Source organism: Acidovorax sp. Leaf78, assembly GCF_001422735.1.
Classification (GTDB): domain Bacteria; phylum Pseudomonadota; class Gammaproteobacteria; order Burkholderiales; family Burkholderiaceae_C; genus Acidovorax.
The window spans coordinates 693,993-707,253 of sequence record NZ_LMLZ01000020.1 but is presented as its reverse complement, the minus strand read 5'-3'; the positions used below and the strand labels follow the sequence as shown (position 1 = coordinate 707,253).

The 13,261-nt window shown below is 66.7% G+C and carries 13 protein-coding genes; 4 read left to right on the top strand and 9 right to left on the bottom strand.

All coding sequences use genetic code 11. The annotated features are described in order from the left end of the window. Positions 1 to 7 precede the first annotated feature (7 nt). From ASF16_RS14710 to ASF16_RS14700, 3 genes are read right to left on the bottom strand one after another with little or no spacing between them, the layout of a single operon-like run. On the bottom strand, positions 8 to 937 hold the full coding sequence (locus ASF16_RS14710; RefSeq protein WP_056169285.1) for a dihydrodipicolinate synthase family protein: 930 nt from the start codon (positions 935 to 937) through the stop codon (positions 8 to 10). Between the two features lie 5 nt (positions 938 to 942). Then, entirely contained in the window at positions 943 to 2,115 is a 1,173-nt protein-coding gene (locus ASF16_RS14705; protein WP_056168381.1) for an L-rhamnonate dehydratase, read from the bottom strand. Positions 2,116 to 2,139: 24 nt separating this feature from the next. Then, positions 2,140 to 3,183 (bottom strand): 4-hydroxythreonine-4-phosphate dehydrogenase PdxA, encoded by a 1,044-nt coding sequence (locus ASF16_RS14700; RefSeq protein ID WP_056168378.1) that lies wholly within the window; start codon positions 3,181 to 3,183, stop codon positions 2,140 to 2,142. A 163-nt stretch (positions 3,184 to 3,346) separates the two neighbouring features. On the opposite strand from ASF16_RS14700, the gene ASF16_RS14695 reads away from it, so the two are divergent. Then, positions 3,347 to 4,279, top strand: coding sequence for a LysR family transcriptional regulator (locus ASF16_RS14695; protein ID WP_056168375.1), 933 nt, complete (start codon positions 3,347 to 3,349; stop codon positions 4,277 to 4,279). Here ASF16_RS14695 and ASF16_RS14690 read toward each other — a convergent pair. Then, entirely contained in the window at positions 4,256 to 5,200 is a 945-nt protein-coding gene (locus ASF16_RS14690) for a LysR family transcriptional regulator (RefSeq protein WP_056168373.1), read from the bottom strand. The two genes, ASF16_RS14695 and ASF16_RS14690, sit on opposite strands and share 24 nt — an antisense overlap. 94 nt (positions 5,201 to 5,294) lie before the next feature. Here ASF16_RS14690 and ASF16_RS14685 point away from each other — a divergent pair, with 94 nt between their 5' ends. Continuing rightward, positions 5,295 to 6,140, top strand: coding sequence for an EamA family transporter (locus tag ASF16_RS14685; protein ID WP_056168371.1), 846 nt, complete (start codon positions 5,295 to 5,297; stop codon positions 6,138 to 6,140). A gap of 33 nt (positions 6,141 to 6,173) precedes the next feature. Here ASF16_RS14685 and ASF16_RS14680 read toward each other — a convergent pair whose 3' ends face one another. Next, the gene (locus tag ASF16_RS14680; RefSeq protein WP_235507382.1) at positions 6,174 to 7,184 is read right to left on the bottom strand and encodes a LysR family transcriptional regulator; all 1,011 of its coding nucleotides are present in this window, start codon (positions 7,182 to 7,184) and stop codon (positions 6,174 to 6,176) included. A 121-nt stretch (positions 7,185 to 7,305) separates the two neighbouring features. Here ASF16_RS14680 and ASF16_RS14675 point away from each other — a divergent pair, with 121 nt between their 5' ends. Both ASF16_RS14675 and ASF16_RS14670 read left to right on the top strand, forming a co-directional pair. After that, complete coding sequence (locus ASF16_RS14675) at positions 7,306 to 8,394, top strand: tartrate dehydrogenase (RefSeq protein ID WP_056168367.1); 1,089 nt, start codon at positions 7,306 to 7,308, stop codon at positions 8,392 to 8,394. A 162-nt stretch (positions 8,395 to 8,556) separates the two neighbouring features. Further along, on the top strand, positions 8,557 to 9,621 hold the full coding sequence (locus tag ASF16_RS14670; RefSeq protein WP_082516933.1) for a tripartite tricarboxylate transporter substrate binding protein: 1,065 nt from the start codon (positions 8,557 to 8,559) through the stop codon (positions 9,619 to 9,621). A 197-nt stretch (positions 9,622 to 9,818) separates the two neighbouring features. Here the strand turns inward: ASF16_RS14670 and ASF16_RS14665 are convergent, their stop codons facing one another. The 4 genes from ASF16_RS14665 to ASF16_RS14650 all read right to left on the bottom strand — a co-directional run bounded on the left by ASF16_RS14665 (position 9,819) and on the right by ASF16_RS14650 (position 12,982). Continuing rightward, the gene (locus ASF16_RS14665) at positions 9,819 to 10,220 is read right to left on the bottom strand and encodes a hypothetical protein (protein ID WP_056168364.1); all 402 of its coding nucleotides are present in this window, start codon (positions 10,218 to 10,220) and stop codon (positions 9,819 to 9,821) included. Positions 10,221 to 10,345: 125 nt separating this feature from the next. Continuing rightward, a complete protein-coding gene (locus ASF16_RS14660; RefSeq protein WP_235507381.1) occupies positions 10,346 to 11,068 on the bottom strand; it encodes an alpha/beta hydrolase in 723 nt (240 codons plus the stop codon). 184 nt (positions 11,069 to 11,252) lie between these two features. Further along, on the bottom strand, positions 11,253 to 11,918 hold the full coding sequence (locus tag ASF16_RS14655; protein ID WP_056168360.1) for a methionine ABC transporter permease: 666 nt from the start codon (positions 11,916 to 11,918) through the stop codon (positions 11,253 to 11,255). 17 nt (positions 11,919 to 11,935) lie between these two features. Next, on the bottom strand, positions 11,936 to 12,982 hold the full coding sequence (locus ASF16_RS14650) for a methionine ABC transporter ATP-binding protein (RefSeq protein WP_056168356.1): 1,047 nt from the start codon (positions 12,980 to 12,982) through the stop codon (positions 11,936 to 11,938). Positions 12,983 to 13,261 lie beyond the last annotated feature (279 nt).

Here is a 13,261-nt window from a genome sequence, read left to right as displayed (position 1 = left end):
GGTTCTTTCAGCGGGCCCAGCGGAGCACCAGGGGGTCCAGGCGCCGCGCGATGTCGATCAGTTGCGCGCGTACCTGGGGGTGCAGGGGTGGCCAGGGGTGCCGGGGGGCGTCGCAGGCGATCACGCCCCCTTCTTTCATCAGCGCCTTGGCAGCCAGAAATCCGGCCTGCCGGTTCTCGTGGTTGATCAGCGGCAGCCAGCGCTGGTACTGCGCAAAGGCTGCGTCGCGGTCGCCGATGCGGTGCGCATCGATGATGGGCCGGATGCCGTCCGCAAAGCCGGCACCCGTCATGGCGCCGGTGGCACCAGCCTCCAGGTCGGCCAGCAGGGTGATGGCCTCTTCCCCGTCCCACGGGCCTTCGATGGCCTCGCCGCCCAGAGCGATCAGCTCGCGCAGCTTGTTGGCGGCGCCCGCGGTTTCCATCTTGAAGTAGCAGACCTGCTCGATGTCCTGCGCTATGCGTGCCAAAAAGGCGGACGACAGCGGCGTGCCGGCAGCGGGCGCGTCCTGCACCATGATGGGAATGCCGATGGCGTCGGACACTTGTGCGTAGAACGCATGGATCTGCGCTTCGCTGAATCGGAACGTGGCCCCGTGGTAAGGCGGCATCACCATCACCATGGCCGCGCCCATGTCCTGCGCCCGGCGGCTGCGCGCGGCGCAGATCGCGGTACTGGTGTGGGTGGTGGTGACGATGACGGGCACACGGCCTGCCACATGCTCGAGCACGGTGCGGGTCAAGGTCTCGCGCTCATCGTCCGAGACCAGGAACTGCTCTGAGAAGTTGGCGAGGATGCACAGGCCGTCCACGCCCGAGTCGATCATGAAGTCCACGCAGCGCTTCTGGCTCGCAAGGTCCAGGGTGCCGTCTTCATGGAAGGTGGTCGGGGCCACGGGGAAGATACCGCGGTAGCGCGGGCTGGAGAGTCCGGGCATGCTGTTCACTCGGTGATGTCGAACTGGTCCAGGTACTCCGTCTTGAGCGTCAGCCCCAGGCCCGGCACGTCGTCCTTCAGCTGGATGAAGCCGTTCTCCGCAATCGGCTCGCCGTCGAAGATGTACCAGAACAGCTCGTTGCCCACCTCCACGTCGAAGATGGGGAAGTACTCGGCCATGGGCGACGCCAGCGTGCTCATGGTCAGGTGGTAGTTGTGCATCTGCCCCGCGTGCGGGACGACGGGCACGCTGTAGGCCTCGCACAGCGCGTTGATCTTGTGGGCTGCGGTGATGCCGCCGACGCGGTTGGTGTCGTACTGCACCACGCTCACCGCCTTCTTGTCGAGCAGCTGCTTGAACCCGTAGAGGCTGAACTCGTGCTCTCCGCCCGAGATCGGGATGCTGGTGAGCTGGTTGAGCTCGGCATAGCCGTCGATGTCGTCCGCGATGACGGGCTCTTCGAGCCATCGAGGTTCGAACTTTTCGAGCTTGGGCAGGATGCGCTTGGCGTACTCGACGTTCCAGCCCATGTAGCACTCGAGCATGAGATCGTTGTCATAGCCGATCACCTCGCGCACGGCTTCGACGGACTTGAGGTTTTCCTTCACGCCCTGCTGCAGGTGCGCCGGGCCGTAGCCGAAGCGCATCTTGAATGCGGTGAAGCCCTGCTCCAGAAAGCTCTGGGCCTCGTCCTGCATGTCGTCGAGGTTGGTGCGGTACAGCTTGGAGTAGTAGCACGGGATCTTCTCCTTGGTGCGCCCGCCCAGCAGCTTGAACACGGGCTTGTTCACGCTCTTGCCCAGGATGTCCCAGATGGCCAGGTCTACCGCGGAGATCGCCGCCATCGTCACGCCCTTGCGGCCCCAGGCATGGGTGGCGCGGTACATGCGCTGCCACAGGTATTCGTAGTCCCAAGGGTCCTGGCCTATCACCAGCGGCGCCAGGTACTGGTCGATGATGGCTTTTGCGATGGTGGGTGCGAGCGCCACGTTGCCCAGGCCGACGATGCCGTCGTCGGTTTCGATCTCGACCACCGTCCACGCATGGAAGCGGAAGGTGCTCATGGTCTCCTGCGGCGCATACAGCAGGTCCATGGCGTTGGAGCAGAAGTTGCCCTGCGGCGGGACAGTCTTGCCCTTCCATTGAAAAACACGGGCGCGGACGGATTTGATTTTCATGATGTTCAGGCGTCTTCTTGGTCGTCAGTGGGTAGCGGTGGACCGCTGGCGGGCCTGCCATTGGCTCAGGCCCATGCGGGTGGCGATCTGAAAGGCGTTGCAGATCGCGTTGACATCCGCAGCACCCTTGCCTGCGATGTCGAAGGCGGTGCCGTGGGCCGGTGTGGTGATGGGCACAGGCAGCCCTCCCTGCACCGTGACGCCTTTGCTGAAGCCCATGAGCTTGATGGCGATCTGCCCCTGGTCGTGGTACATGGTCACGATGGCCTGGTACAGGCCGTCGCGGGCCTTCAGGAAGATCGTGTCGGCCGGGAACGGGCCATCCACCGGAAAACCGCTGCCCCTGAGCTGCTGGACCGCGGGGGCGATGATGTCGATCTCCTCGCGCCCGCACACGCCGCCGTCGCCGCCATGCGGGTTGAACGCAGCCACCGCCACCTTGGGCTCTGGGTGGCCGCTGGCCTGCAGCGATTGGTAGATGAGCCGGGCCGCAGCGACGATGCGCTCCTGGCTCAGCATCTGGGCGGCGTCCTTGAGCGGAATGTGCGAGGAGACGCGCGACGTCCAGAGGTCGCCCAGCGTGTTGAACTCGCAGAAGTAGCCATCCACACCGAGGTACTCGGCAAAGTGGTGCAGCTCGTCTTCGTGCGCCAGACCGCCGAGCTTCATGGCGTGTTTGTTCAGGGGCGCAAAGCAGATGGCATCCACCTCGCCGGCCTTGGCGCCATCCATGCACGCGTTCAGCACCCTGAGCACCGAGGCTCCGCAGTCCGCGCTGGCCTGGCCGATCTCGACCTGGTCCGGGCTGATGGTGGCCACCCTCAGAAAGGCGGGGCGACCGGTGTCCGAGCGACTGCGAACGCCTGCCAAGCTCTCGGCCACTTCGGTGGGCACCTCGACCCCGGCGACGCGCTGGCCCTCTCGCCACACCCACTCGTCGCCCACCACCACGATGTTGGCCTGATCGGTGATGCCCGGCTGGCTCAGCAGCTTGGCGATCAGCTCGGGGCCTATGCCTGCAGGGTCTCCGAGGGTGATGGCAACGACGGGCTTTGCTGTCTTCATCATGTAAAGAGTGGTTACAAAAAGCTTCAATAAGCGGATGGGTGGCGAATATAAGAACAAATACTATTAACGTATATTGAAAAGTTGCACTCGATAGATAACCTCTGGCTATCATTTATGATTCATATGTACTATTTGGTACACGCAAACTTTTGTGCTGTTAGAAATGCCTGAAACCACACAGCTTTTGGTCTCCCAGATCCTCAACCGCCTGCGCATGCGCCAGGTGGCCTTGCTGCTCAGCTTTGCGGACCACGGCACGCTGCGCCGTGCGGCCGCTGAACTGGGCATGAGCCAGCCGGCGGCCACCAAGATGATTCAGGAGCTGGAGTCGGCGCTGGGGCAGCGGCTGTTCGAGCGCGACGGGCGCGGCCAGAAGATGACCCAGGCCGGCGAGAAGGTGCTGGGGTTTTTCCAGGGCATGCGCGGCTCGCTGGAATCCATGGTGCGGGAGCTCGACGAGCTGCAGCTCGGCAGCTCCGGGCGGGTGTCGGTCGGCTGCATCATGGCGCCGCTGCCCACGCTGCTCAATCAGGCCATCATCGCGCTCAACAAGACCTACCCGCTGATCACGATCCACGTGACCCTGGACACCAGCGACAGGCTGGTGGAGATGCTCAAGGACGGCTCCATCGACATCGCCGTGGGCCGGGTGGCGCCCGAACACCGGGCCGACTTCATCTTCCAGCCGCTGGCGAACGAGACGCTGTCCGTGGTGGTGGGCGTCGACCACCCCCTGGCCAGCAGGAAGCATGTTCCGTTCGACAGCCTGCTCGAATATTCATGGATCCTGCAGCCCTCTGGCAGCCCGATGCGGGAGGTGCTGGAGCAGGAGTTCCGCGCCATCCATGCGCCATTGCCCCGCGGGCTGGTCGAGACCGCGTCGATCCTGACCACCATGCGCCTGATTGCGGACACCACGATGATTGCGGTGATTCCCCTGTCGATCGCCGACATCTACGCGCGGCACAATCTGCTGTGCATCCTGCCGTGCCACATCAAGCACAAGATGGGCGCTTTCGGCTCCATCATCCGCAAGGACAGGCCTTTGCCAGAAGCGGCGCGTTACTTTCTTTCAGGCCTGCACGACACGGTGTGAAGGCGGAGGCGGTGCGACCACGTTCGCAAACGTGTCCAGCGCGCGCCACACCGCCAGGATGGCCGGGTCCTGCGCCTCGGCCGCCCTGCGTGCGAGCCCCAGTTCGCGCAGCAAGGGCGGGTGCAGCGGGCGCACCTGCAGGCCCGCGGTGTCCTGCTCGCCATGGATGCCCGCCACGCCCGGCTGCTCCAGCGGCAGTACGGTCACGCCGTGTCCGGCCACCACCAGGCTGCGCAGCGCCAGCGGGTGGTTCAACTCCATGCGGGGCCGCGGGTTCAGGCCCGCCTGCGCGAACCAGCCCGCCGTGAGCCGGTACATCTGCGTCGCCGGGCCGAACGACATCCACCGCTGATCGGCCAGCCACTGCGGCGTGGCCTGCGCCGGGGCATCCCACGCGGCGGGGATCAACGCCACCATGGGGTCGCTGCGCCAGGGGTCCACCTGCACACCGCCGCCGGATGTCTGGGGCAGCGCCACGATGGCCAGGTCCAGCGTGCCCGCGCGCAGGCGGGCCATGGCGTCGGCCGAGCTGAGCACATCGAGCTTGACGTCCACGCCCGGACTCTGGCGGGCCAGCCACTCCAGCAAGGGCGGCAGCAGGCCCACACTCACACCGGCGGTGGTGGCCAGGCGCACCACACCCTCCAGCCCCTGCGCGCGCCGGCGCACCTGCTCCACCATTTCGTCAGACGCAGCAAGCAGGCGCCGCCCGCCATCCACCAGCACCTGACCTGCGGGGGTCAGGCTGGCATGGCGCCGTCCGCGCACCACCAGCGTGGCGTCAAGGCGCGACTCCAGCTCGCTGATGTGCAGGCTCACCGTGGGGGGCGCCAGGTGCAGCGCCTGGGCCGCTGCAGCGAGCGTTCCCAGGTCGGCAATGGCAATCAAAGTCTGCAGCTGGTCGAGGTTGAGGTTTCGCATCAGAAATTCTGAATTCAACAGTCATTGAACTTCACTTTACAGAAGTCTGACCCAAAAAGATGATTCTGCTTCGAAACAAAATGCTGCGCCCCTCATGCTCACCAACGACATCTTCTTCATCGTGCTGCTGTCCGCCGCACTCAATGCCGGCTGGAACAGCGCCATCAAGGTGGGCGGCGACCGCATCACCGCCATGGCCATCACCACACTCCTGGGCAGCGGCCTGTCGCTGCTGGCCTTGCCCTGGGTGGACATGCCGGCGTCGGCCAGCTGGCCGTTGCTGGCCCTGTCGATCGCCGTGCACACCGCCTACCACTTCGCCCTGCCCATCGCCTACAACCACGGCGACATGGGCCAGGTGTACCCCATCGCCCGGGGCTCGGCGCCATTGCTGGTGATGGCGGGTGCGGCGTGGCTGGCGGGCGAATGGCCCAGCACCGGCGCGGTGTGGGGCGTCATGTCCTTGTGCGTCGGCGTGCTGTCGCTGGCATGGGTCCGCAGCACCGGCACCACGCAGCGCCAGGCCGTGGGCTACGCGCTGCTCACCGGGCTCTTGATCGCGACGTACACGGTGGTGGATGCGCTGGGCGCACGGCAGGCAGGCTCTGCCATCGGCTTTGCAGTCGTGCTGACGCTGGGCGACGGCATTGCCACGGCGCTCATCGTGCTGCTATGGAAGGGGCCCCGCACCTTCTGCGTGGACAGGGCCATGCTTTGGCGCTGCAGCGCCGCGGGCACCATGCAGATGGGCGCGTACTGGATTGCAGTGTGGGCGCTGGCACGGGCCCCCATGGGCGCCGTGTCCGCCCTGCGCGAGACCAGCGTGCTGCTGGTGGCGCTGATATCCACCTGGCTGCTCAAGGAGCGGATGGGCCCGGCGCGCATCGTGTCGGCCGTGCTGGTATGCGCAGGGCTGCTGATGGTGCGGCTTTCGGCCTGAAGCACTAGCCGTGGTTCCTGGGGCACCGCGACCTCAAGGCACCTTGGCGGAGCGCCTTGCCACAGCGTTCTTGGCCCCTGCCCTCGCACCCGCCCCTGCGATGTCCCCAACATCCACACCCGCCAACTCGCCCGACTTCGCCAACGCCTCGGCCAGGAATTTCACGAAGGTCTGCACCCGCGTCGAGAACTGGTGGCGCTGCGGGTACACCGCATACACGTCGGCTGCGGGCGTCTGGTACTGCGGCAGCACGGGCTCCAGCAGGCCCTGCGCCAGGTGCCGGTTCACATCCCACTCGGCGCGCATCACGATGCCGTGGCCCTGCAAAGCCCACAGCACGGCGATCTCGCCATCGTTGGTGGTCAGGTTGCCGGTGATCTTGATGGACTCGGTGTGCGCCTTGCTGCCCCGCCCGGTGGTCAGCCGCCACAGGCCATAAGCCTCGTCGCCCTGGCGGATGCCGATGCACTGGTGGGCCATCAGGTCGCGCGGCACGCGGGGCCGGCCGTGGCGCTCCAGGTAAGCCGGGGCAGCGCACAGCACGCGCCGGTTGGGGGCGATGCGGCGGGCGACGACACGGCCGTCGGGCGGCTCGCCGAACCGCACGCACACGTCGTAGGCGTCGTCGGTGATGGGCGGCGGGTGCACCGACAGCTGCAATTGCACATCCACCTCGGGGTACAGCCGCACGAAGTCGGAGATGGCCGGCGCGATGTGCATGCGCCCGAAGCCCAGCGTGGCGTTCACGCGCAGCAGGCCCTTGGGGCTGGCGCGGGACTGCACGATGAGTTCGTCCAGCGCGTCGATCTCGCGCAGGATGCGGCGCGCGTGTTCCAGCAGCAGCTCGCCCTCGGGCGTGAGGCTCATGCGGCGGGTGGACCGGTTCACCAGCACCACGCCCAGTCGCCGCTCCATCTGCGCCAGGTGCTTGCTGACCGCGGCGGTCGACACACCCATCTCGCGCCCTGCGGCGCTCAGGCTGGGGCTGGCGGCCAGGGTGGAGAAAAAGCCCAGTTCGGCGGGCTGGATGGTGCTGGAACTCATCGGCGAGACCTTCAACCCAGGGTTAACGATGGATTCACTTTATCGCCGTTCCTGCGCCGCGTCCAGGCCTACAGTCCGCTCCATCCATTCAGCCACTCACCGCGTTCAACGCCCTACCCCCATGACCACCTACTCAATCGCCACCATTCCCGGAGACGGCATCGGCAAGGAAGTGATTCCCGCCGGACAGCGCGTGCTCGAAGCACTGTCCACCCAGCACCCCGGCCTGCAGTTCGAGTTCGAGAACTTCGGCTGGGGCGGCGACTGGTACCGCGCCCACGGCGTGATGATGCCCGCCGATGGGCTGGATGCCCTGCGCGGCAAGGACGCCATCCTGTTCGGCTCGGCCGGCGACCCGGACATCCCCGACCACATCACTTTGTGGGGACTGCGCCTCAAAATCTGCCAGGGATTCGACCAGTACGCCAACGTGCGGCCCACGCGCATCCTCCCGGGCATCGACGCGCCGCTCAAGCGCTGCACCCCCAAGGACCTGGACTGGGTCATCGTGCGCGAAAACTCCGAAGGCGAATACTCCGGCGTGGGTGGCCGCGTACACCAGGGCCACCCCATCGAGGCGGCCACCGATGTTTCCATCATGACCCGGGTGGGCGTGGAGCGCATCCTGCGCCTTGCGTTTCGACTGGCGCAGTCCCGGCCGCGCAAGCTGCTCACCGTCATCACCAAGAGCAATGCCCAACGCCATGCGATGGTCATGTGGGACGAGATCGCCGCCAAGGTCAGCCAGGAGTTCCCCGACGTGAAGTGGGACAAGGAGCTGGTGGACGCCGCCACGGCCCGCATGGTCAACCGCCCCGCCACGCTGGACACCATCGTCGCCACCAACCTGCACGCCGACATCCTATCGGACCTGGCCGCCGCGCTCGCCGGCAGCCTGGGCATTGCGCCCACCGGCAACATCGACCCCGAGCGCCGCTACCCCAGCATGTTCGAGCCCATCCACGGATCGGCCTTCGACATCATGGGCAAGGGCCTGGCCAACCCCATCGGTACCTTCTGGTCGGTGGTGATGCTGCTGGAGCACCTGGGCGAGACCGAGGCCGCCCGGCAGGTGATGCAGGCCATCGAGCAGGTCACCGCCAACCCGGCCCTGCACACCCGCGACCTGGGCGGCACGGCCACCACGGCGCAGGTGACGGACGCCGTGTGCGCACTGCTGGCGCACCAGCCTCTGCAGCGCGCCGCTTGAGACCGGGCGAGGCGAGCCCCTGCCCTGCGGTGCGAAGACACCGCCAGCCAGGGGCCCCGCGCAACCGGGCACTTTCTTCCCCCGGCAAAGCAAGACCCGCGTAGCACTGCCAGCGAAGCCGTGCACGCCACGACAACCACAAAAAACACAACGGAGACAAACATGAACCCCATCGCCATTCCCTGCTCGACCGGCACGCAGCAGCCCGCCCGGGGCTCGCCGCCGCAAGCACTGCTTTCACGCCGCAGCCTCATCGCCAACACCGCCATTGCCGCCATCGCGGCAGCCGTGTGCGGGACACCTGGCACCAAGGCCTGGGCCCAAACGCCCGCGTGGCCGACCAAGCCCGTCACCATCGTCGTACCCTTTGCCGCGGGCGGCACCACCGACGTGCTGGCACGCGCGCTGGGCGAAAAGCTGGGCGCAGCCCTGGGCCAACCGGTGATCGTGGAGAACCGCGGCGGCGCGGGCGCCACCATCGGCGCCGACTACGTCGCCAAGGCCGCGCCCGACGGCCACACGCTGCTGATGGGCGCGGTGCACCACACCATCGCCACCAGCGTGTACAAGAAGCTCGGCTACGACTTTCAAAAGAGCTTTGCGCCCATCACCACCGTCGCGCTGGTGCCCAACGTGCTCGCGGTGGCCGCCACCACGCCCGCCAAGGACGTGAAGGAGCTTGTGGCGCTGATCAAGGCGTCACCCGACAAGTTCTCGTACGGCTCCAACGGCGCAGGCACGGCGCAGCACCTGATCGGCACGCAGTTCGCCGCGGCCATCGGCCAGCCGCTGCTGCACGTGCCCTACAAAGGCAGCGGCCCGCTCACCACCGACCTGCTGGGCGGCCAGGTGTCGATGTCGTTCGACACCGTGACCCCCGTGTTGCCCCACATCAAGGCCGGCAAGCTGCGCGCGCTGGCGGTGACCACGGCCAGGCGGTCTTCATCACTGCCCGACGTGCCCACGCTGGCGGAAAGCGGCTTTCCAGGCTTCGACATCGGCACCTGGTTCGGAGTGCTCGCACCCGCACGCACCCCGCCAGAGATCGTGGAACGGCTCAACGCTGAAATGGTCAAGGTGATCCAGTCGGCAGACTTCAAGAAGCGCATGCAGGACATCGGCGCCGAGCCCGTCGGCAACACACCGGCGCAAATGGCGCAGCAGATCGCGAGCGACACCGCGCGGTTGGGCAAGCTGGTGACGGAACACAAGATATCGACGGACTGATGCGCTGAGGCCTGGGGCGCCCGTTGGCGGGTGCCATGGCGGCAACCATGCACTGAGCCAACCCGCTCCGCCGGGCGTGCCGTGCCTTGCTGCACGCTCGTACCGAGAGGTCGCGCGGCGCGACACCGGTTTCGGCGAGGCTTCTTGCGGACCCCAACAGATGCGCCTGCCGCTGCATAGCGCGGCAAGTTAGCGGTTCAGCGATTCAACGCACGCAGCAGTCCCGCGTGCTCCACCGCCAGGTCGGGCGACTGGTCAAAGTGGTGAAGGTACCGCGCACCAAACTCTCCAGGCTCCTCCCGGTTGAGCCGCAGCAGGTCGCGCACCCGCTGCGCGACCACCGTGGGGGCGACGCTGTCAGTGCCCTTGCCTTGCGCGTCCAGTGCCTCGTCCAGCATCACGATCAACCGGCTCAACGGCTCCAGCCACCGCATGGACTCGTCGTACGCCATGAGCTGCAGAAACTGCCCCGCAGACTGCTGGCCGTGTTGCTTCTCATAGTCGCGCCGCTCAAGGTCCACCAAGGTGCGGTGCAGGCCTAGCAGGGCAGTGCGCAACTGGGCGCATTCGTCGGACGGGGCGGGGTTAAGGGTAGTCATGGGCTGGTGATCAGGAGTCGAGGGATGGGCGATGGTAGTGGCTCGGAAACGGTCTTGGGAGGAATGCGCAACACCTCCGACGGGCGGGCGGGCGGTCCGGGCACCCACCGGCGGCGAAATGCCCGTTACCGCGCTGGCATGTGCCGGGCCAGAAACCGCAGCACCGTGTCCTCATACGCAGCGGGCCCAAACGCATGCAGGTCCACATGCCCGGCCCCTTCCACGCGCCACAGCTCCTTGGGCTGCGAGGCGGCGGCAAAGATGCGCTCGGTTTCTGCCCAGGGCGTGGACGGGTCTTGCGTGCCACCCATGATGAGAACCGGCGAGCCCAGGCGGTGCACCGCCTCCACAGGGCGCAACTGGCTGACATGCACGTCGGCCCGGAGCGGGAATTGCCACAGCAGCGGTGGCGCCAGGTAGGCGCCCCACGCGCCCAGGCGCGAGGTCAAACGGTTGGCCACCGCGTCATCGATGGTGGGGTACATCGACTCCAGAATGACTGCGTCGGGCGGTGGCGTCGGCGCTGCGAGCACGGTGGAGGCCGCCCCGAGCGACACGCCGATCACGCCCACTGGCTCGCCAGGGAACTCGCGCCGCAAGAAATCCAAAGCTGTCACGACGCCCGCCGCTTCGCGCGCACCGAAGGTAATGCGGTCACCGGCGCTCTCGCCGTGCGCAGGCAAGTCGATCAACAGGGTGGCATACCCGCTGCGGTTCAGAAACCGCGCGCGGGCCAGCATCTGCGTTCTGTCTGCCCGCACACCGTGCAGCAGCAGCACCGCGCCCTTGCCAGGACGTCCGCTGGTCAGCCAACCGGCCAGGGCGTGCCCGGCGGGCGTGTACGCCAAAAATGCCTGCGCCGGAAAATCGTGCGGTGGGGGGCCGATCTGCCCCTGGGCAGGATGACTGAGTAACTCACCCACAGCCGCAGCTACCAGAGCGAAAGCCGCCACCCCTGCGATGCAGGCGAAGACAACGCGTCGGACCCGCATGCCTGGGAAGCCTACAAGGTGGCTGGCACCGGCCCCACCCTCACCGGTGGCTCAGCCTGCGCACCGCCCAGTCGCCCAGGCTCTGCACGGCCTGCACGAAGAAGATCAGCACCAGCACCACGGCCAACATGATCTCGGGCAAGAAGCGCTGGTAGCCGTAGCGGATGCCCAGGTCGCCCAGGCCGCCGCCGCCGATGGCGCCGGCCATGGCCGAGTAGCCCGTCAGGCTGACGAAGGTGATAGTCAGGCCGGCGACGATGCCGGGCAGTGCCTCGGGCAGCAGCACCTTCCAGACGATCTGGCTGGTGGTGGCGCCCATGGCCTGGGCGGCTTCGACCAGGCCGTGGTCGACCTCACGCAGTGCGGCTTCGACCAGGCGTGCCACGAACGGCGCGGCGGCGATGGTCAGGGGCACCACGGCGGCGGCCGTGCCGATGGACGAGCCGGTGATGAAGCGCGTAAACGGAATGATCGCCACCAGCAAGATGATGAATGGCGTGGACCGCACGGCATTGACCAGCCAGCCAACCAGCTTGTTGGTGGGGCCGTTTTCCAGCACGCCGCCGTGGTCCGTCAGCCGCAGGAAGACGCCCAGCGGCACGCCGATGAGGCCGCCGACGATGCCGGAGATGCCGACCATGATGAGCGTCTCCCACAGCGAGGACGCGAACAGGTCGAGCATGGCGGGGGTGAAGTTGTTGAACATGGTTGTTTCCTCTGCTTTCAGCCTGCCACAGCGACTTCTTCGACCTCGACACCGCCCGCGCGCAGGTGCGCCACGGCGCCGGACAGGCGCTCTGCCTCGCCGCTCGCGTACACGGCCAGCGAGCCGAAGGTCTCGTCCTGGATCTCGTCCACCTGGCCGTGCAGGATGCTCATGTCCACGCCGAACTCGCGGATCAGCTGCGACAGGATGGGCTGGTAGGCGCTGTCACCGGCGTACGACAGGCGCAGCAGCCGGCCCGTGCGCCCGGCGCCCAGCTGGCTGGCGAGCTTGCGCACGTGGCCGAGCACGCTCGCGGGTAGCTCTTGCGGCAGGATCTCGTCGATCAGGCTCTTGGTGATGGGTTGCTGCGGGCGGGTGAAGACCTCCAGCACGCGGCCCTGCTCCACGATGCGGCCGGCCTCGATCACGGCCACTCGGTCGGCCACCTGCTTGATGACCTGCATCTGGTGCGTGATGAGCACCACGGTGAGGCCCAGCTCGCGGTTGACCTGGCGCAGCAGGTCCAGGATGGAGCGCGTGGTCTCCGGGTCCAGCGCGGACGTGGCTTCGTCGCTCAGCAGCACCTTGGGCCGGCTGGCCAGCGCGCGCGCAATGCCCACGCGCTGCTTTTGGCCGCCGCTGATCTGCGCGGGGTAGCGGTCTGCCAGGGCCGACAGGCCCACCAGCTCCAGCAGCGGGTTCACGCGTTCGCGGATGGCCGCCTTGTCCATGCCGGCCAGCTCCAGCGGCAGCGCAGCGTTGTCGAACACGGTGCGCGACGACAGCAGGTTGAAGTGCTGGAACACCATGCCGATGTCGCGGCGGGCTTCGCGCAGCTGCGCATCGTTCAGCTGGGTCAGGTCGCGGCCATCCACGATGACCTGGCCCGTGGTCGGGCGGTTGAGCAGGTTGATGACGCGCACCAGCGAGCTTTTACCCGCGCCGCTTTTGCCGATGATGCCGAACACTTCGCCGGACGTGATGTGCAGGTCAATGCCCTTCAAGGCCTCGACCGGGCCTTGTGAGCCCTGGTAGGTTTGGGTGATACCCCGTAAATCGATCATGGAAATGCCAGAGCGCCGCACAGGCTGTTGTCAACCCGCTGCGGCGCCCATGTCAGTGAAAAAAAGGGATGCAGGAAATGTATCGGCGAAGCCTCATATCTCAAACGATAGAAAAATCGATTGGTTAGACCTGACGCTTATATGAACAGTGCTAGCGGCTGCGCTTGCTATATTATTGATAGCTTGCAGCGCTTACTAGATGCACGGTAGGCAGCATTTCAGCTCACAGGCGGGCACACCAGTTCAAACATGAACACACCGGCCCGTTGGGCCAGCGCC

What these genes read in the sequence shown, in the direction of transcription:
- ASF16_RS14710 (WP_056169285.1), bottom strand. Translation starts at nt 937, where the DNA reads ATGCCCGGACTCTCCAGCCCGCGCTACCGCGGTATCTTCCCCGTGGCC.
- ASF16_RS14690 (WP_056168373.1), bottom strand. Translation starts at nt 5,200, where the DNA reads ATGCGAAACCTCAACCTCGACCAGCTGCAGACTTTGATTGCCATTGCC.
- ASF16_RS14685 (WP_056168371.1), top strand. Translation starts at nt 5,295, where the DNA reads ATGCTCACCAACGACATCTTCTTCATCGTGCTGCTGTCCGCCGCACTC.
- ASF16_RS14695 (WP_056168375.1), top strand. Translation starts at nt 3,347, where the DNA reads ATGCCTGAAACCACACAGCTTTTGGTCTCCCAGATCCTCAACCGCCTG.
- ASF16_RS14650 (WP_056168356.1), bottom strand. Translation starts at nt 12,982, where the DNA reads ATGATCGATTTACGGGGTATCACCCAAACCTACCAGGGCTCACAAGGC.
- ASF16_RS14705 (WP_056168381.1), bottom strand. Translation starts at nt 2,115, where the DNA reads ATGAAAATCAAATCCGTCCGCGCCCGTGTTTTTCAATGGAAGGGCAAG.
- ASF16_RS14700 (WP_056168378.1), bottom strand. Translation starts at nt 3,183, where the DNA reads ATGATGAAGACAGCAAAGCCCGTCGTTGCCATCACCCTCGGAGACCCT.
- ASF16_RS14655 (WP_056168360.1), bottom strand. Translation starts at nt 11,918, where the DNA reads ATGTTCAACAACTTCACCCCCGCCATGCTCGACCTGTTCGCGTCCTCG.
- ASF16_RS14680 (WP_235507382.1), bottom strand. Translation starts at nt 7,184, where the DNA reads ATGAGTTCCAGCACCATCCAGCCCGCCGAACTGGGCTTTTTCTCCACC.
- ASF16_RS14670 (WP_082516933.1), top strand. Translation starts at nt 8,557, where the DNA reads ATGAACCCCATCGCCATTCCCTGCTCGACCGGCACGCAGCAGCCCGCC.
- ASF16_RS14665 (WP_056168364.1), bottom strand. Translation starts at nt 10,220, where the DNA reads ATGACTACCCTTAACCCCGCCCCGTCCGACGAATGCGCCCAGTTGCGC.
- ASF16_RS14675 (WP_056168367.1), top strand. Translation starts at nt 7,306, where the DNA reads ATGACCACCTACTCAATCGCCACCATTCCCGGAGACGGCATCGGCAAG.